Here is a 17,790-nt window from a genome sequence, read left to right as displayed (position 1 = left end):
TCAACGGCGTGACCGACGATCCGGCTGGCCTGGGTCTGGCGTCATTGACTGCCGGGACCGACTTCATCGACAACGACAGCACCCAGAAGGTTCTCACCGCGCTGAACGACGCGTCGAGCACGCTGCGCTCGCAGGCTTCGGCCTTCGGTTCGAACCTGTCGATCGTGCAGATCCGTCAGGACTTCTCCAAGAACCTGATCAACGTGCTGCAGACCGGCTCGTCCAACCTGACGCTGGCCGACACCAACGAGGAAGCGGCCAACAGCCAGGCGCTGTCGACCCGCCAGTCGATCGCGGTGTCCGCGCTGGCGCTCGCCAACCAGAGCCAGCAGAGCGTGCTCCAGCTGCTCCGCTGAGCCCTGCGACGAAACCGAACACGGAAGCGGCGGAGGCAACTCCGCCGCTTTCGGATTCAAGAACCGCGAGACCGGATGGCGGCACGGCCATCGCCGGTTTGCGCGACGAAGACTTCGAAAATCGAGGGCGGCCAGACGCCCGCGCCGTTGCCTAGAAAAGCCGTTGCCTAGAAAAGGAGACGATCATGCCGTTGCGCGTCGAACTGAAGCCGTTTGAACGGATCGTCATCGGCGAGACCGTGCTGATCAACTCCGGCACCCGCACCTCCTTCCTGATCGACGGCGAAGCGCCGATCCTGCGCGAAAGGGACACCGTGAGCGAGAAGACCGCCAATACTCCGGCGAGGCGGCTCTATCATTGCGTCCAGACCATGTATCTGAAGAACGACGTCCAGCGCTATCGGACCGCCTATCTTGGCTTCGCCAAGGAACTGCTGCAGGCCGATGCCGGCACGCGCGAGCCGCTCGACCTGGTTAACCAGCATGTGGCGGGCGGCGCGCTCTACAAGGCGCTCAAGGAAATCCGCAAGCTGATGCAGCGCGAGCAGCAGCGCGCCGCGGCGTGAAGCGCGCCGGCCGCGCCTCGCAGCGAAAACTCCAACGAATTCATTGTCTTCGTCCCGACGCGCGGCAACGCTCGATTCCGGCGCATTGGACATCGCTCGCTTGCCGGTATCAGCATGCCATCCGTATTCGCACGGGCGGTAAAATTAAGTGGTTGTGAGGCGCTGAGCGCTATCGATTGACGAGCATCGACAACAACAATCGAGAGGCGAGTTCAGATGGATGGTCCACGGATCGGCGAGCAGGTGCGGACCTGTCTTGTCGTCGATGATTCCAGCGTGGTGCGGAAAATCGCGCGCCGCATCCTGGAAGAGCTCAATTTCCAGATCATCGAGGCCGAGAACGGCGAGCGGGCACTGGATGCCTGCCGGCGCGCCATGCCCACAGCGGTGCTGCTCGACTGGAACATGCCGGTGATGGACGGCCACGAGTTCCTGCTCCATCTGCGTCGGCTGCCCGGCGGCGATCTGCCCAAGGTCGTGTTCTGCACGACCGAGAACAACGTCGACCACATTTCGCGCGCGCTCGAGGCGGGCGCCGACGAATACATCATGAAGCCGTTCGACAAGGCCATCATCGCCGCCAAATTCCACGAGGTTGGCCTGATCGCAGCCGCGATGCCCGCCTGATCGTTCGAAATCCCTTGTGCTGAGAGGCTGTCGTGAACGCGTCCGACTACGAGTATCTGCGTAAATTGTTCAGGGACCATTCCGGTCTCGACCTGTCCGCGGACAAGCAATATCTGATCGAAAGCCGCCTGCTGCCGCTGGCGCGCAAATGCGGCCTGTCCAGCATCGACGATCTCCTGCAGAAGATGAAGGGCGGATCGAGCCGTCATATCGCGCAGGCGGTCGAGGCCATGACCACCAACGAGACCTTCTTCTTCCGCGACAAGGCGCCGTTTGATCATTTCCGCGACACGATGATCCCGGAACTGTTGAAGGCACGGGCAGGCCGCAAGACGATCCGGATCTGGTGCGCCGCCGGCTCGACCGGGCAGGAGCCGTATTCGCTGGCGATCTGCCTGAAGGAGATGAGCGCGCAGCTTGCGGGCTGGCGCACCGAGATCCTTGCGACCGATCTGTCGCAGGACGTGCTGGAGAAATCCAAGGCGGGAATCTACAGCCAGTTCGAGGTGCAGCGCGGCCTGCCGATCCAATTGCTGCTCAAGTACTTCAAGCAGAACGGCGAGCTCTGGCAGATCAATGCCGAGATCCGCGCGATGGTGCAGCACCGCCAGCTCAATCTGCTGCATGACTTCTCGCAGCTCGGCACGTTCGACGTCATCTTCTGCCGCAACGTGCTGATCTATTTCGATCAGGACACCAAGATCAACGTGTTCAATCGCCTCGCCAGGTCGCTCGAAGGAGATGGCTTCCTGGTGCTCGGCGCGGCTGAAACCGTCGTCGGCTTGACCGACGTCTTCAAACCCTGCGCGGAAAAGCGCGGCCTCTATCGGCCGACCGGCGCACGCGCAGCAGTCGCCCCGATGGCGGCTGCGGCCATGCCCAGGATGGCCGCGATCGGAGGACGCTGACAGATGAAGGAGACCGGCGGGACAGCAGGGCGGGTGACATTCAGCCGCGGCTACGAGGTATGCATCATGGCAATCGATGGAACCTGGCGGCGCAATTGCGTGCTCAACGCCATCTCCGAGAATGACGCGGCCCTGAATGTCGAAGGCTCCATCCAGGGACTTAACCTCAAGGAGTTCTTCCTTCTGTTGTCCTCGACCGGGCTTGCCTATCGCCGCTGCGAACTGGTCCGCGTCAACGGCACCGAGATGGACATCCAGTTCATCCGGGGCAAGCCTGTGAAAAGACGCGTTGCCGCGGCGGAGGGAACCGAGAACTGGAAAACCTCCGCCTAGAGCATGATCCGGAAAAGTGTGAAGCGGTTTTCCGAAAAGATCATGCTCAAACAACAACCTAAAGCGCGATGATGATTCATCCTCATCTCATCGCGCTTTAGTTCAGGCGCTGCTCGATTGCCTTTACTTCGAGCAGGAACCCGAGGGCTGCGCCGAGGCCGGCGTCGCATGCCTTGAGTGCCGCCCCCGCTTTGGTATAGCGCGGCGTGACGTCGTCGAGCACGATAATGTTGGCATCGGCGGCTTCCGCGCAAGCAAGCGAGGTTTCATAGGCGATCACGCTCTCGATCCGAGACAGGCTCGCCTGCACCTGGCCGATCAGGCATATCAGGTCTGAGACGATTGTTTGATAGGCGTCAATTCCGTCCACGGCCTCTGTGGCAGGATCATTTTCTGCGGCTTTCTGCATGCGCATTCTCCACGGTACCCTACCTTTAGGGGCCGCGGTGCTACTTGTGCGCTAAGCCATCGTCCCGTACTAATACGGGTCAATTCGACGCGACGTCGGAGCCATTGTTCGGTTTGCAGGTTTCACCACTCAAGGACGAATGACCTATGGCTGAGAATGCCCCTTCCCGCGGGGAGATCTTCGTCGTCGATGACGATCCCGCCGTACGCGACACGCTTTCGATGGTCCTATCCGCAGCAGGCTATCAGGTGATCTGTTTTGCCGACGGCGCCGCGCTGTTGTCGGTCGCGCGAACCAGGACGCCGGCGTGCATCCTGCTCGACGTGCACATCCCCGGCAAATCCGGCCTTGATATTCTCAAGGAACTGCACGGCGAGGATTATCCGGCGCCGATCTTCATGATCTCGGGACAGGGTGACATCGCGATGGCCGTCAGCGCCATCAAGAACGGGGCGCTCGACTTCATCGAGAAGCCGTTCCGCGGCAGCGAAATCGTCGCCCGTCTCAATGAGGCGATCGGTGCCTACATGCGGCGGCAGGCTGAGAGTTCCGCATCGCGGATCGCAACTCTGCATTTTCCCGGGCGCGAGCCGCTCACGCGGCGCGAGCGCGAGGTGCTGGAACAATTCACGGCGGGCGCTTCCAACAAGGAAGCGGGGCGTTCTCTCGGCATCAGCCCGCGTACGATCGAGGATCACCGCGCCAACATCATGAAGAAGCTCGGCGCCAGGAATGCCGCCGATCTCGTGCGCATCGTGATGACCGCGCAGCAGCAACAGCAGCGCTCGGCCTAAAGCGCGATGAGATGAGGATGAATCATCATCGCGCTTTAGGTTATCGTTTGAGCATGATCTTTTCGGAAAACCGCTTCACACGTTCCCGGATCATGCTCTAGCTCGCTGTTGAATAAAATCGCCTCTATGCGGCGAGCGCCTTGCGGATCATGGTCGCCATGTCCGACTTGCGATAGGGCTTCGCGAGCAAGAGCACACCTTCGTCGAGCCGGCCCTGATGGATGATCGCATTCTCGGTATAGCCCGAGGTGAACAGCACCTTCACGTCGGGCTTCAGCTTGTGGACCTCGTCGGCGAGTTGCCGGCCGTTCATGCCGGGCATGATCACGTCGGTGAACAACAGGTCGAACGGCCGGCCCGCGCGGGTGATCGCGAGCGCCTCGGCCGCGTTTGCGGCATCCAGCGTGGCGTAGCCGAGCGAGTGCAGTTGCGTCAGCACATAGTCGCGCACCAGCTTGTCGTCCTCGACGACGAGGATGGTCTCGTTCCCGCCCTCGAGCTTCGGTGCGAGCGTCGGCTCGATCGTGGCCGTCGCGCTGGCCGCAGGCGGCAGATACATTCTGATCGTGGTGCCATGGCCTTCCTCGCTGTAGATCTTGATGTGCCCCGCTGACTGCTTGATGAAGCCATAGACCATGCTGAGGCCGAGGCCGGTGCCCTTGCCCGGACCTTTCGACGTGAAGAACGGATTGAACACCTTGTCGATGATGTCGGAGGGGATTCCGGTGCCGGTGTCGCTCACCGCGATCATCGCATAGCGCCCTGGCCGGACGTCGCCCTGCAATTTAGCGTAGGTCTCATCGAGCAACACGGTGCCGGTCTCGAGCACGAGCTTGCCGCCATCAGGCATCGCGTCGCGGGCGTTGAGAGCGAGATTGAGGATCGCGGTGACGAGCTGGTTGGGATCGACGATCGCAAGGCAGGTCTCGTCCTCGAAGATCGATTCGATCTCGACATGCTCGCCGAGTGTCCGCTGCAGGAGCTTCGTGGTCTCGACGATCAGCAGGTTGACGTCGACCTCGCGTGGATCCAGTGGCTGCTTGCGGGCGAATGCCAGCAGATGCTGGGTGAGCTCGGCGCCGCGTGCGGCCGCCTCGTCGATCATCTTGGTGATCGCGGCAAGCTGCGGCTCGTTCCTCACCGCGTCGGCCAGGATCTCGATCGTCCCGGTGATGACGGTGAGGATATTGTTGAAATCATGCGCGATGCCGCCGGTGAGCTGGCCGACGGCTTCCATCTTCTCGGCCTGCCTCATGCGTTCCTCGGCCGCGATCTTGTCGGTGAGGTCGCGGACGAAGCCGTTGAATACGAAACCGTCGCGGGTCTTCAGCGCGGCGATGCTGAGTTCCGCGGTGAACTCCGTGCCGTCCCGCCGCCGTATCACCACCTCGCGGCGGCGCTGCTGCACCGGTTCGCCGCCCGATTTCAGGAACGCCGCCAACGCCGTCTTGAGCGGGCCGTCCGGCCGGCCGAGCAGCTCGAACACGTTCCTGCCGAGCGCCTCCTCGCGAGCCCATCCGAAGATGCTTGCCGCTTGCGGATTCCAGTAGCGGATGATGCCCTTCTGATCGATCTGCACGAAGGCATCGAGCGCGCTGTTGATGATGCCGCGCGCCAGTTGCTCGCTCTCGCGCAAATTCTCCTGCGCCTTGCGGCTTTCGGTCATGTCGCGCGCGGTCTTGCAGATGCCGATGATGGCGCCGGATGCCGATTTGATCGGCGAGATCGAGAGCGACACCTCAACCGTCGTGCCGTCCTTGCGCAGCCGCACGGTCTCATTGTTCGCGATCGTTTCGCCGGCGCCGATCCGGCGCAGCACATCGTCTGTCTCCGCGGCGCGATCGGGCGGTACGATCAGTGAGATGTGCCGGCCCACCGCTTCAGTCGCGGCATAGCCGAACAGGCGCTCGGCGGCCGGATTCCAGCCGGTGATGATACCACCTAGCGACTTTGTGATGACGGCGTCGTTGGCGGATTCGACCGCGGCGCTGAACAGGCGCTCGCGCCCGGCGAGGCGGTCGCGCGCAGCCTCGGTGCGCAAATGTTCGACCACCTCGCGCTCGAGCGCAGCCGCCTTGGCGTTTGCTTCATCGATCACGCGCACGAAGGCGCGCGCCAGCACGCCGGTCTCGCCCGGCGCGTCGACCGGAATGGCATCCGTGCCGTTCTTGGCCACGCTCTCGACCGCCGCCGTCAATTGCCCGATCGGCCACATCAGCGATCTTGCGATCAGGATCGCCAGTGCCGCCGCGGCCAGCACCGCGAGCAGGCCGACCACGATCGAGCTGTTGCGGATCGTCGCCGCCGGCGCCATGAACACTGCATTCGGCACCGTCTCGATCACCGCAATCCATTGATTGCCGGCGAGCAGCGCCGGCCCCAGCGCCACGCCGTTCGGCCGTCCGCCCGCGCCTTCGACCATGCGCGCGAAGCCCTGCGTCGTTCCCAGCGACGAGGCCAGATAGGGAAAGTCGCGCCGCCAGTCGGCCCCCGTCCCTGCCTGTCCGCCGAATTCGCGTGTTCGGTCAGGATGGACGAGGTAGTGGCCCCGGCCATCGACCACATAGGCCGTTTCGCCCGGCCGCACCGAGCCTGGCACGCGGTCCAGCTCGCCGCGCATGTCGATCTCGATCACGATGATCCCGAACGGCTTGCCGTCGGTCGCCGGCACCGTCGTCGCCACCCGCAGGATCGGCACCGGCTGCGCTGCGCCGGCTTCCTTGTCCAATTCGACCGGCGAGACATAGATCCCGCCGACGCCAAGTGCGAGCGTGTCACGGAAATAGGGCGCATCGCCGGCGCGCGGCAGCGCTGCTTCCGGCACGGCCCGAACGGCGCCATTCGGCCCCGAACGGTCGACGCGAGCGATTTCACGCCCGCCATCGGCAACGCCGATATAGCGCAGCCGCGCATATGCCGGCTTGGTCGCAAGCTGCGCCGCAAGGCGGCCTTCCAGCCGTTCGCGCCACAGCGTCTCGCTGACATGATCCAGCGGATCGGTCCCGTCGTTGAGGCGGGCCCGCATCATCCCGATCACCGCCGCAAAATCGCGAAAGATCACGATGTCGGCGCGCGCGTTGTCGGTCTGGGTAGCCAGGTCTCCCGCCACGAAGCGCGAATGCGCCTCGATCCGGTCGAGCACGCGCGGCACGATCGCCTGTTCCAGGTTGCGATAGCTCAGCCACGCGACCGCGCCGACTGTGATCGCAACCAGCGCAATCATCGCGATGGCGAGCCTGGTTGTGAGCGTCATCTGTGCTGTTGCGGCCTTCCTCCGTCCGGAGCGGGCGGCGGGCATTCGCGGCCCGGGCCTCTGATGCTAGAGCGTCTTATCAGGTGGAAGCAATACGGACTTGCCGGTCCCGCAATGCCTGTGACATGACTTCAACAGTGTTCCTCGACAGGTGCAAAATGACAAGAAAGAAAAGCCCGGAAACGCTCCGCAGCGCGCGCTGGTTCGCGCCCGATGATCTCAGGGCCTTTGGCCACCGTTCGCGTGCCATGCAGATGGGTTATGCGCCGGAAGAGTGGAAGGACCGGCCAGTGATCGCGATCATCAACACCTGGTCGGACGCCCAGCCCTGCCACATGCATTTCCAGAGCCGTGTCGACGACGTCAAGCGCGGCGTCCTCCAAGCCGGCGGCTTTCCGATGGAACTGCCGGCGCTGTCGCTGTCGGAATCGTTCCTGAAGCCGACCACCATGCTCTACCGCAACATGCTGGCGATGGACGCCGAAGAACTCTTGCGCGGCCATCCGGTCGACGGCGTCGTGCTGATGGGCGGCTGCGACAAGACCACGCCGGCGCTGTTGCTTGGGGCCACCTCCATGAACCTGCCCACGATCTATCTGCCGGCCGGTCCGATGCTGCGCGGCAACTGGAAGGGCCGCACGCTGGGCTCGGGATCGGACGCCTGGAAATATTGGGACGAGCGGCGCGCCGGTAAGATTTCGGATCGGGACTGGGTCGACATGGAAGCCGGCATCGCCCGCAGCTACGGCACCTGCATGACCATGGGCACCGCCTCCACCATGACCGCGATCGCCGAAGCCATCGGCATGACGCTGCCTGGCGCCTCCTCGATCCCCGCCGCCGATGCCGGCCACATCCGGATGGCCTCCGAATGCGGCCGCCGCATCGTGCAAATGGTCTGGGAGGATTTGACGCCGCAACAGATCCAGACACGCGAGGCGTTCGAGAACGCGATCACGGTTGCGATGGCGATGGGCTGCTCGACCAATGCGATCATCCATCTGATCGCGCAGGCCCGCCGCGCCGGCCAGGACATCTCGCTGGACGATTTCGAGAAGGCAAGCCGCAAGGTGCCGGTCATCGCCAATGTCCGCCCGAGCGGCGACCTCTATCTGATGGAGGATTTCTTCTATGCCGGCGGCCTGCCGGCGCTGATGAGCCGGATCAGGGATTATCTGCATCTCGACTGCATGACGGTGACCGGCAGGACGCTCGGCGACAACATCGCCCGCGCCGAAGTCTACAACGACGATGTCATCCGCACGGTCGCGAACCCGATCTACAGGGAGGGCGCGCTCGCGGTGCTCAAGGGCAATCTCGCGCCCGATGGCTGCGTGATCAAGCCAAGCGCCTGCGATCCGCGCTTCCTGAAGCATTCAGGCCCGGCGCTGGTGTTCGACGATTACCCCTCGATGAAAAAGGCGGTCGACGATCCCGATCTGGATGTGACGGCCTATCACGTCTTGATCCTGCGCAACGCGGGGCCGCAGGGCGGTCCGGGCATGCCCGAATGGGGCATGCTGCCGATCCCCACAAAACTCGTGAAGCAGGGCGTGCGCGACATGGTGCGGATTTCGGACGCGCGCATGAGCGGCACCAGCTACGGCGCCTGCATCCTGCATGTGGCTCCGGAATCCTATGTCGGCGGCCCGCTCGCACTGGTGCAGAACGGCGACCGCGTCACCCTCGACGTCGCGGCCCGCAGCATCAGGCTCGATGTTTCCGAGGACGAACTCGAGCGGCGCCGCGCCGCCTGGAAGCCGCCGGAGCGCCGCTACGAGCGCGGCTATGGCTGGATGTTCTCGCGCCACATCAAGCAGGCCAACGAAGGCTGCGATTTCGATTTTCTTGAAACCGACTTCGGCAAGCCGGTGGAAGAACCGTCGATCTACTGATCGCCGTGGTTCTCCACCTCTCCCGCTTGCGGGAGAGGTCGGCGCGCAGCGCCGGGTGAGGGCTCCCTCCATGGGGGACTCGCGGAGAGAACCCTCACCCCAGCCCTCTCCCGCAAGCGGGAGAGGGAGCCTAGCATCCCGGAATAATGAAAGGGAGGGCGAACGCCAATGCCCAAACTCAGCGACGCCACCCGCAACAAGCTGAAGACCGTCTCCACCGCCACGGTTGCCACCGCACTCTACAAACGCGGCTTCCGCATTCAGTGCATCCAGGACGTCCACCCGTTGAGCCCGGACCAGCCGACCATGGTCGGTGAAGCCTTCACGCTGCGCTACATGCCGGCGCGCGAAGACTTGAACAAGCTCGACGTCTTCCGCGACCGCTCACATCCGCAGCGCAAGGCGATCGAGGATTGTCCGCCCGGCGCCGTGCTGGTGATGGACAGCCGCAAGGATGCGCGCGCCGCCTCCGCCGGCGCCATCCTGGTGACGCGGCTGATGAAGCGCGGCGTTGCCGGCGTCGTCACCGATGGCGGCTTTCGCGATTCCGTGGAGATCGCCGGGCTCGGCTTTCCCGCCTATCATCACCGGCCGAGCGCGCCGACCAATCTGACGCTGCACCAGGCGATCGAGATCAACGTCCCGATCGGCTGCGGCGATGCACCGGTGTTCCCCGGCGATGTGATCCTCGGCGATGCCGACGGCGTCATCGTCATTCCCGCGCATCTTGCCGACGAGATCGCCGAGGAGACCTTCGAGATGACCGCATTCGAGGATTTCGTCGCCGAGGAAGTCCACAAGGGCCGTGGTATCTTCGGCCTCTATCCCGCCACCGATCCGCAGACATTGACCGATTTCGCGGCGTGGCGGAAAAGGAACGGACGCTAGATCGTTTTGTTGGAGCATGATCGCCGCGCAAGCGCTTCCGGATCGTGCTCTGGTTAGTTCTCAAGCATCGTCGGCACCAAGCCCGACCAAGACGGAGGAAAGCCATGCTGATGTTCAACAATCTGATCGACGGCGAATGGATGTCGGACGGTGCGCGCTCGCCCAACGTCAATCCATCCGATACCAACGACACCGTCGGCGAAGCCGTGCGCGGCACCCGCGCCCAGCTTGATGCCGCGGTCTCCGCCGCCAAGGCGGCATTCCCAGCGTGGTCGCGTGCGACGCCGCAGGTCCGCTACGAGATCCTCAAGAAAGCGTCCGATGAAATCCTCGCGCGCAAGGATGAACTCGGCCGCTTGCTATCGCGCGAGGAAGGCAAGACCCTGCCCGAGGGCATCGGCGAAGCCGCGCGTGCGGGGCAGATCTTTGCGTTCTTTGCGGGCGAGTGCCTGCGTATGGCTGGCGAGAAGCTTCCATCTGTGCGTCCCGGCATCGACGTCGAGATCACCCGCGAAGCCCTGGGCGTGGTCGGCTTGATCACGCCCTGGAATTTCCCGATCGCGATTCCGGCCTGGAAGATCGCGCCCGCGCTCGCCTATGGCAACACGGTCGTGATCAAACCGGCTGATCTGGTGCCGGGCTCGACCTGGGCGCTGGTCGATATCCTGCAGCGCGCCGGTCTGCCCAAAGGCGTGCTCAACCTGGTGATCGGCCGTGGCTCCGAGGTCGGCGCTGCGCTGCTCGAACATCCCGATGTCGCCGCGGTCAGCTTCACCGGATCGGTGGCGACGGGCCAAAAGGTTGCGGCGGCCTGCGTGGCATCGCGGCCGATGAAGAAGTTCCAGCTCGAGATGGGCGGCAAGAATCCGCTGGTCATTCTCGACGATGCCGACCTCAAGGTCGCGGTCGAATGTGCCGTCAACAGCGCGTTCTTCTCTACCGGCCAGCGCTGCACGGCGGCCTCGCGCTTGATCGTCACCAAGGGCATTCACGACAAGTTCGTCGCCGCGCTCACCGAGCGTCTGAGCGGCCTCAAGGTCGACGACGCCTTGAAGGCCGGCACCGACATCGGCCCCGTCGTCGACCAGAACCAGCTCGATCAGGACCTGAAATATCTGTCGATCGGCAAGGACGAGGGCGCCAAGCTCGTGTTCGGCGGCGAGCGGCTGAAGCGCGATGCGCCCGGCTTCTATCTGCAGCCGGCGCTGTTCACCGAAGTGACCAACAAGATGCGGATCGCACGCGAGGAAATCTTCGGACCGGTCGCGAGCGTCATTCGCGTCAACGACTATGCCGAGGCGCTGGCCGCCGCAAACGATACGGAGTTCGGTCTATCCGCCGGCATCTGCACCACCAGCCTGAAATACGCCAGTGACTTCAAGCGAAATGCCGAGGCGGGCATGGTGATGGTCAACCTGCCAATCGCCGGTGTCGACTATCACGTCCCGTTCGGTGGCCGAAAAGGATCGAGCTATGGTCCGCGCGAGCAGGGCAAATACGCGGCGGAGTTCTATACAACCGTGAAGACCGCCTATACGAATCCCTAGAGCATGATCCGATCGGGCTGAATCTTCACCTCTCCCGCTTGCGGGAGAGGCGTAGGCCGCCCTCGGCGGCCGTTCTTAGAGAACGCCGAAGCGGAGCTTCGGCTATGGCGTAGCGCCGGGTGAGCTCTCTCCACTCGGGGAATCCCAATGCGGAGATACCCCCACCCCAGCCCTCCCCCGCAAGCGGGAGAGGGAGCGCTGTCTCATCGTGGCTGCACCTTAACCTGATCGGCTCAGGCTCTACTTTGGCCGCTACAACATCTCCGGCTTGAACAGCTTGCGATATTTCCGCGTGTTCTCGCCGGAGATCATGAACTCACCGTCGCCGCGATAATGGATCGTCTTCGGATATTTCGGCGAGGCCGCGACATGCGCCTTCACTACCTCCAGCACGAACAGGCTGTATTTCCGGATCAGGCTTGAATCGATCAGCCGGCATTCGAAATTGGCGTAACACTCCTCGATCAACGGCGCACGCACCTGTTCGCCGGGCCTGGGCGTCAGACCGAATTCGGCGAACTTGTCGATGTCGCGCCCGGAACTGTTGCCGATTTTGACCACCGTCGGCGCCAACTCGGCGGTCGGCACATTGATCACGCATTGCCTGCTGCGGCGGATCAATTCGAAGGAATGGTTGGCGTTCCAGACGTAGCAGCCGATCAACGAGGGCTGAAACTCCATGATCATGTGCCAGCCCATGGTCATGATGTTGGTCTCATTCCTGTGCGCCGAGCTGACCAGCACGATCGGCCCCGGCTCGAGAAAGCGACGCACGTTGTCGACAGGGAAATCTGTCTTGGTGTAGCGCGGCATCAGCCCTCCTCTCCGTTGTCGTCTCGGACAAGTGAGCGTAAGCGAACGCCGATTCGGGACCCATAACCACAGGCAGTCATGGTGAAGAAGACTCGGAGTTACAGCCTCATTCAACAACGAGGTTTGGTGGTTATGGGTCCCGGGTCAAGCCCGGGACGAGGTGTGGAGAGAGGGCGGGCTCATTCTCCAACCGGTGGCCCGGCGTCTACGCCACCGCCTCCGCCAGCCCCACCGCCCACAGCGCAAAGGCGTAGACGATCGCGATTTCATCGAGACGGTTGAAGCGGCCCGAGGCGCCGCCGTGGCCGGCGCCCATGTTGGTGCGGAGCAGCACCGGCCCGCCGCCAGTCATGGTCGCGCGCAATCGGGCCATCCATTTCGCGGGCTCCCAATAGGTCACGCGCGGATCGGTGAGGCCGCCCATCGCAAGGATCGCGGGATAATCCTTCGGTGCGACATTGTCGTAGGGCGAGTAGGACAGGATGGTGCGAAAGTCCTTTTCGCTCTCGATCGGGTTGCCCCATTCCGGCCATTCCGGCGGCGTCAGCGGCAGCGTGTCGTCGAGCATGGTGTTGAGCACGTCGACGAAGGGCACCTCGGCGACGATGCCGCCGAACAGTTCGCCGGCGCGGTTCGCGACCGCTCCCATCAGCATGCCGCCGGCCGAGCCGCCATGGCCGACGATGCGTTTTGTGCTGGTGTACTTTGCATCGATCAGCGCGCGGGCGGAAGCCGCGAAATCATCAAAGCTGTTGGTCTTCTTCTCGCGCTTGCCGTCGAGATACCAGCCCCAGCCCTTGTCGGCGCCGCCGCGGATATGCGCGATCGCGTAGACGAAGCCGCGGTCGACCAGCGATAAGCGGTTGCTGCTGAAGGAAGCCGGCATCGCCATGCCGTAGGAGCCGTAGCCGTAGAGCAAGAGCGGCGCCTTGCCGTCGCGGACGAAATCCTTGCGGTACAGGATCGAGACCGGCACCTCTGCGCCGTCATGTGAGGTCGCCATGATGCGTGTCGTGACGTAGTCGGCCGGGTCGTGGCCGGACGGAATCTCCTGGCGCTTGCGCAACACCCGCGTCCGCTTCGTCATCTCGTAATCGTAGACTTCCGACGGCGTCGTCATCGACGAATAGGAGAAGCGCAGGTTCGTCGTCTCGAACTCGTAGGAGCCCATGGTGTCGAGCGAGTAGGCGGCCTCGTCGAAGGCGATCGCATGCTCCTCGTTGGTCAAGAGGTCGCGAATCACGATCGCCGGCAGCGCATTGGCGCGCTCCAGTCGTACCATATGGCCACTGAAAAGCTCGAGGTCGAGAATGTAGATGCCTTCGCGATGCGGGATCAGGTCGCGCCAATTCTTGCGCTCGGGCGAGCCGAGCGGCGCCGTCACCACCTTGAAGTCGATCGCATCGTCGGCATTGGTCAGGATGAGCAGCTCTTCGCCGCGGTCGGCAACCGAATACTGCACGCCCTCTTCGCGCTCGGCGATCAGCCGCGGCGGCGCCTCGGGATTGCGGAGATCGATCAACCGCTGCTCCGAGGTCTCGTGATCGCCGCCGGCGATCACGCAGAAGCGTCCGCTCGCGCTCTCATGCAGATGGGTGAACCAGCCGGAATCCTGCTCCTCGTAAACCAGCACGTCGTCGGCCTGTCCGGTGCCGAGCCGATGGCGCCAGACCTGCATCGGGCGATGATTGTCGTCGAGCTTGATGTAGAAGAAGCTTTTCGCATCCGCGCTCCAGACCACGCCGCCATCGGTCTCCTCGACGAGGTCGTCGAGATCGTTGCCGGTTGCCCAGTCGCGCACGCGTATCGAGAAATATTCCGAGCCCTTGGTGTCGGCGCTCCAGGCATGCAGCCTGTGGTCGGGCGAATGCCGGCTGCCGCCGAACCTGAAATAGTCGCGGTCCTTCGCCAGTGCATCGCCGTCGAGCACAAAATGCGCCTCGCCGCCGTTGCGCGGCATGCGGCCGAATATCTCGTGCTGCCCTGCCTCGCGGTATTTACGAAAGTAAGCGAACGGACCATCGGGCGAGGGCACGCTGGAGTCGTCCTCCTTGATCCGCCCGCGCATCTCCGCGACCAGCTTCTTCTGCAACGGCGCGGTGTGGCCGAGCAGGCTCTCGGTATAGGTGTTCTCGGCTTCGAGATAGGTGCGGATATCAGGATCGAGGATTGCGGGATCGCGCAGCACCTCCTGCCATTTCGGATCCTTCAGCCAGGCGAAATCGTCTGTCACGATGATGCCGTGCCGCGTGAAGGAATGCGGCCGCCGCGGCGCGACGGGCGCCGGGTGGGCAGGCTTCTTGGTGGTGGATTGGTCCACTCGGTCCTCGTTCCGTTTCAAAGGCTACGCCTTATATCGGGACGCAGGCGAGGATTGCCAGATGGACGAACCGTAGCCGTTGGAGCGCAGCGCAACCCGGGACCGCCGTTGCAGGTGGCGATAGAACCCGAGTTACGCTGCGCTTCACCCGGGCTACAAGGTCAATCCGCATGCACGCTTTCGCCGAGCCACGCGATCGCGGCCTCGGTTCCGCCTTTGCCGTGGGGAATGCCGAGTGCGTTGAGGCCGACCTCGACGACGCCGAGCGTGCCCAAGATCATCGGCGCATTGACATGGCCCATATGGGCGATGCGGAAGGCCTGGCCCTGGAGGTCACCGATGCCGGTGCCGAGCACGACGCCGCATTTCTCCTTGCAGTAACGCTGCAGCGCGGCCGGGTCATAGCCGTTCATGGTGACCGTCGTCACCGTGTTCGAGCGCTCGGCAGGCTCGGTGATGTTGAAGCCGAGCACCTGCCCCTCGGCCCACACCGCAACGGCGCGCCGCACCGCTTCCGCAAGCAGGCTATGGCGTAGATGAGCGTTCTGCAGCCCCTCGGCGGTGAGCATGTCGATCGCCTTGCGCAGCGCGAACAACAGGTGCACCGGTGCGGTGCCAGCATATTTGCGATAGTGCTCGGTGCCCTCGCGTTCGGTCCAGTTCCAATACGGCGTGCGCAGGTCGGCGCGCTTGTGCACCTCCTGCGCGCGCGCGTTCGCCGCGACAAAGCCAAGGCCCGGCGGCGTCATCAGCCCCTTCTGCGAGCCGGACATCGCGACGTCGATGCCCCAGGCGTCCATCTCGAACGGCATGCAGCCGAGCGAAGCCACGGTATCGACCATGAACAGCGCCGGATGGCCGCTCGCCTTGATCGCCTTGCCGATCGCTTCGATGTCGTTATAGGCGCCGGAGGCGGTGTCGACCTGCACCGCGAGGATCGCCTTGATCGTGTTGTCCTTGTCGCGCCGCAGCCGCTCTTCCACTTCAGCGGGCCGGATCGCGCGGCGCCAGTGGCCCTTCAACACTTCGACCTCGGCGCCCATCGCGGATGCGGCAAGACCCCAGCCGATCGCAAAGCGCCCGCTCTCCAGCACCAGCACCTTGTCGCCGCGCGACAGCACGTTCGAAAGCGTCGCTTCCCAGGCGCCATGGCCGTTGGCGATATAGATGTAGGAGTTGCCCTTGGTGGCAAATAGCTTCGAGAGATCGCGCAAGAGGCTCTCGGTCAGTTCGACCATCTCTGCCGAGTAGATATCGAGCGCCGGACGATGCATCGCCTGCAGCACTTCGTCGGGCATCGTGGTGGGTCCGGGGATGGCCAGAAATTCCCGGCCCGCGCGAACAGTCATTGTTGGCTTCCTGGTTAATCTGCCTCACACACGTGGATGCAGGGATTGGCTGCAAATTTCAACCCACAGAGGCGTTATTTTCCGATTGCATCGGCGACGGCATGCCAGATCTGATCCTTGATCTCGATCGCCGGCGGGCTCGGGATCGTCGTCGCCGGGCCGTCACGCGGCTTGCATGCTTCGACCAGCCTTAAGATCCAGATCTCGCCGTCGGTGTAATAGAGGTCGCCGCCGCCGTTGCGGCCCGCGATCGTCGGGCCGATGCCGGTGACCTGATATTTCGCGGTGACCATGCGGGCGTTTTCCAGGTCAGCCGTGAGCAGCGCCCGCTCGGCGTCGAGGTCGGGACTGATGTGATGGGTGATCGCGCCGGTGTAGTGGCTGACGCCGACGCTGCGATCTTGCGTAGCTGCGCCGAGCCACACCGGCCTACCCTCTTCGCCCTTATCGAGCACCTGCCAGTAGCGCACATGGTTGCGGCGATCGGCGCTGTTTCCGATCGGCTTCTCGAAAGCGAGGTCCTCGCGCCGGCCGAGATAGAAGAGATTGCTGACCGGCGCGTCACGATAGGGGCGGTCGAGCAGCACGCTGCCGACGATCTCGAGCGACGATTTCAGCGTGATCGGATCGGCGGGATACCAGCCGGCGGCGTGCATGGCGCAGACCACGTCGAACTTGTCGCCGATGAGCCCGATATTCATGGGATCGCCGGGAATCCCTTGCGCGGTGCGCGTCACCATCGGCAGGTTGGCAAGGCCCTTCTGGTGCTCGTGATGGGTCCAGAACGCCGGCAGCAGCAGATAGGCGGCAAGCGCGTAGATCGCGAGCGTCAGCACCAGCAGCAATTGGATGCGCCGGAGCCGTCCCCGCCGCGCCGAAGGTTGCGCCTTGTTATCGAGCTCTGTCACGACCACGTTCTCGAACGGAGGTTGCGAACCCCACGTTAAAGACTGGCTAGCGTCTTGTCTCGCGGCAGCCGGCTGCCTCGGCCTCCTCGACCGAGCAGAACCAGCGCGTGCCCTTGGCGATCTTCATCTGGATCTTGGCGTACCAGCGGCTTTGCGGTGTGTGATAGATGCATTCGCCTGACGTGTTGACGTTGCCCTTGATGGTGCAGTCGGGCGAGGGCGCGACCGGGCCCGACGCGGAGGCGAGCAGGATGGTGCGCGCGTTCTCCGGCGGCTTCACGCTACCCAGGATCGGCGTCTTCTTGTTGCGGATGCGCCAGTCCCAGGGCGCGATGAAGGCGCCCTGCCACATGCCGGCTTTCGCGTCGCGTGCGGCTTTCTCGTCGGCCTCATAATCGTGCGACAGCCGCGTAGAGGCGAGCGCCCAGCCGTTTCTGACCAGCCATTTCTGAATGTCCTGCCCGTCGACCTGGCAGCGCGCCACGGTGCGGCCGCGGCGGTCCGTCGAGCGGGGATGGCAGGTCCAGCTCTTGGCCCCGGCATGCTTGATCAGCTCGTCGCGCGCGGCGATCCCGCAGGTCCAGCGCTCGCCGTGGGTGTTGAGACAGAGCTGGTCGGTGGAGGGCGCGTCGATGCTGCCAAGCCGGATGCGACTGGTGCCGATCAGGATCTGGTCGCCTTCGCGGATCTTCGGCACGCCGGTGATATCGGCGGCCTGCGCCAGCGTGGGCAACAGCAGGAGGGCGGCAATGAGAAGCAGCGATCGCATCGGCAGTTCACGAAATTGGTGGGCGATTGTGCGGAGAATCGGGCAGGCAAACCAG

16 protein-coding genes are annotated in these 17,790 nt (G+C 63.8%); 9 read left to right on the top strand and 7 right to left on the bottom strand.

Annotation, left to right across the window (positions count from 1 at the left end):
• The 5 genes from J6497_RS33135 to J6497_RS33115 form a co-directional block, all read left to right on the top strand.
• A partial coding sequence (locus tag J6497_RS33135) for a flagellin (RefSeq protein ID WP_283844991.1) occupies positions 1-356 on the top strand: 356 nt, incomplete at its 5' end.
• 185 nt (positions 357-541) lie between these two features.
• Positions 542-922: a flagellar biosynthesis repressor FlbT gene (flbT, locus tag J6497_RS33130; protein WP_225708409.1), complete on the top strand. Its 381-nt coding sequence runs from the start codon at positions 542-544 to the stop codon at positions 920-922.
• Between the two features lie 243 nt (positions 923-1,165).
• The gene (locus tag J6497_RS33125; RefSeq protein WP_225708413.1) at positions 1,166-1,549 is read left to right on the top strand and encodes a response regulator; all 384 of its coding nucleotides are present in this window, start codon (positions 1,166-1,168) and stop codon (positions 1,547-1,549) included.
• Positions 1,550-1,581: 32 nt separating this feature from the next.
• Positions 1,582-2,457 carry a CheR family methyltransferase gene (locus tag J6497_RS33120; protein ID WP_225708408.1) on the top strand — a complete coding sequence of 292 codons (876 nt, stop codon included), beginning with the start codon at positions 1,582-1,584 and terminating at the stop codon, positions 2,455-2,457.
• Between the two features lie 3 nt (positions 2,458-2,460).
• Positions 2,461-2,790 carry a PilZ domain-containing protein gene (locus tag J6497_RS33115; protein ID WP_225708407.1) on the top strand — a complete coding sequence of 110 codons (330 nt, stop codon included), beginning with the start codon at positions 2,461-2,463 and terminating at the stop codon, positions 2,788-2,790.
• Between the two features lie 97 nt (positions 2,791-2,887).
• Here J6497_RS33115 and J6497_RS33110 read toward each other — a convergent pair whose 3' ends face one another.
• Positions 2,888-3,199 (bottom strand): hypothetical protein, encoded by a 312-nt coding sequence (locus J6497_RS33110; RefSeq protein WP_225708406.1) that lies wholly within the window; start codon positions 3,197-3,199, stop codon positions 2,888-2,890.
• Positions 3,200-3,345: 146 nt separating this feature from the next.
• Here J6497_RS33110 and J6497_RS33105 point away from each other — a divergent pair, with 146 nt between their 5' ends.
• Positions 3,346-3,993: a response regulator transcription factor gene (locus tag J6497_RS33105; RefSeq protein WP_225708405.1), complete on the top strand. Its 648-nt coding sequence runs from the start codon at positions 3,346-3,348 to the stop codon at positions 3,991-3,993.
• A 124-nt stretch (positions 3,994-4,117) separates the two neighbouring features.
• Here J6497_RS33105 and J6497_RS33100 read toward each other — a convergent pair whose 3' ends face one another.
• Entirely contained in the window at positions 4,118-7,246 is a 3,129-nt protein-coding gene (locus tag J6497_RS33100) for a PAS domain S-box protein (RefSeq protein WP_225708404.1), read from the bottom strand.
• A gap of 158 nt (positions 7,247-7,404) precedes the next feature.
• Here J6497_RS33100 and araD point away from each other — a divergent pair, with 158 nt between their 5' ends.
• The 3 genes from araD to J6497_RS33085 all read left to right on the top strand — a co-directional run bounded on the left by araD (position 7,405) and on the right by J6497_RS33085 (position 11,576).
• Positions 7,405-9,141, top strand: a complete 1,737-nt coding sequence (gene araD / locus J6497_RS33095; RefSeq protein WP_225708403.1) for an L-arabinonate dehydratase — start codon at positions 7,405-7,407, stop codon at positions 9,139-9,141.
• Positions 9,142-9,309: 168 nt separating this feature from the next.
• Entirely contained in the window at positions 9,310-10,029 is a 720-nt protein-coding gene (locus J6497_RS33090; RefSeq protein ID WP_225708402.1) for a ribonuclease activity regulator RraA, read from the top strand.
• Positions 10,030-10,133: 104 nt separating this feature from the next.
• Positions 10,134-11,576, top strand: a complete 1,443-nt coding sequence (locus J6497_RS33085; protein ID WP_225708401.1) for an aldehyde dehydrogenase family protein — start codon at positions 10,134-10,136, stop codon at positions 11,574-11,576.
• A 252-nt stretch (positions 11,577-11,828) separates the two neighbouring features.
• Here the strand turns inward: J6497_RS33085 and J6497_RS33080 are convergent, their stop codons facing one another.
• The 5 genes from J6497_RS33080 to J6497_RS33060 all read right to left on the bottom strand — a co-directional run bounded on the left by J6497_RS33080 (position 11,829) and on the right by J6497_RS33060 (position 17,735).
• On the bottom strand, positions 11,829-12,389 hold the full coding sequence (locus tag J6497_RS33080) for a flavin reductase family protein (RefSeq protein WP_225708400.1): 561 nt from the start codon (positions 12,387-12,389) through the stop codon (positions 11,829-11,831).
• A 205-nt stretch (positions 12,390-12,594) separates the two neighbouring features.
• Complete coding sequence (locus J6497_RS33075; protein ID WP_225708399.1) at positions 12,595-14,709, bottom strand: S9 family peptidase; 2,115 nt, start codon at positions 14,707-14,709, stop codon at positions 12,595-12,597.
• 161 nt (positions 14,710-14,870) lie between these two features.
• A complete protein-coding gene (locus J6497_RS33070; RefSeq protein WP_225708398.1) occupies positions 14,871-16,058 on the bottom strand; it encodes a pyridoxal-phosphate-dependent aminotransferase family protein in 1,188 nt (395 codons plus the stop codon).
• A gap of 74 nt (positions 16,059-16,132) precedes the next feature.
• Positions 16,133-16,966 (bottom strand): LssY C-terminal domain-containing protein, encoded by an 834-nt coding sequence (locus tag J6497_RS33065; RefSeq protein WP_225708397.1) that lies wholly within the window; start codon positions 16,964-16,966, stop codon positions 16,133-16,135.
• A gap of 46 nt (positions 16,967-17,012) precedes the next feature.
• Positions 17,013-17,735, bottom strand: a complete 723-nt coding sequence (locus J6497_RS33060; RefSeq protein ID WP_225708396.1) for a thermonuclease family protein — start codon at positions 17,733-17,735, stop codon at positions 17,013-17,015.
• Positions 17,736-17,790: the final 55 nt, after the last annotated feature.

This window comes from Bradyrhizobium cenepequi, from assembly GCF_020329485.1.
Taxonomy (GTDB): Bacteria; Pseudomonadota; Alphaproteobacteria; order Rhizobiales; family Xanthobacteraceae; genus Bradyrhizobium; species Bradyrhizobium cenepequi.
This window is presented reverse-complemented; position numbering and strand designations above follow the sequence as displayed.